The organism is Paenarthrobacter sp. CM16, assembly GCF_013179505.1.
Classification (GTDB): Bacteria; Actinomycetota; Actinomycetes; order Actinomycetales; family Micrococcaceae; genus Arthrobacter.
Window position 1 is genome coordinate 1 of the sequence record NZ_JABMCX010000589.1, and the last position, 734, is coordinate 734.

1 protein-coding gene is annotated in these 734 nt (G+C 63.2%); it reads left to right on the plus strand.

Going from position 1 to position 734, the window contains the following annotated elements; all coding sequences use genetic code 11:
- Positions 1–734 (plus strand): MFS transporter (locus tag HP499_RS24685; RefSeq protein WP_172326633.1); only part of this gene is annotated, 734 nt, incomplete at both ends.

Below are 734 nucleotides of genomic sequence, written 5' to 3' on the forward strand. Positions count from 1 at the left end.
CCACTTTTGTCAGCGAGTACGCCCCGGACAAGCGCCGCGGCTACTTTGCCAGCTTCCTTGATATGGGCAGCTACATCGGCTTCGCCCTCGGCGCCGCCCTGGTTTCGGTCCTGCAGCTCACGCTGGGGCAGGCAGCCATGGAGGAATGGGGTTGGAGGATTCCGTTCCTGATCGCCGGTCCGCTGGGCCTCATTGCCGTGTACTTCCGCAGCAAGATCGAGGAATCCCCCCAGTTCCAGGCAACACTGGACGCTCAGGAAGCCTCGGCCAAGGACGCAGCCTCACAGGATGCGGCCGTGGCCAAGGGACCCATAGGCATCATCAAGGCCTACTGGCGCCAGATCGTGCTGGCCATGATCCTGGCAGCTGCAGCCAACACCGTTGGTTACGCACTGACCTCGTACATGCCCACGTACCTCACTGATTCCAAGGGTTACGACCCCGTCCACGGCACCTTGCTGACCATCCCGGTCCTGGTGATCATGGCCGTGTGCATCCCGCTGACCGGTAAGCTTTCGGACCGGATCGGCCGCCGCCCCGTGCTGTGGGTCGGCGCAGGCAGCACCATCGTCTTCTCCATACCGGCGTTCATGCTGATCGGCATTGGCGATATCTGGTCCACGCTGGCCGGCCTTGCCCTGATTGCCTTCCCGGTGACGTTCTACATCGCCAACCTGGCCTCTGCACTGCCGGCACTGTTCCCGACGTCCAGCCGTTACGGCGGAATGGGCATC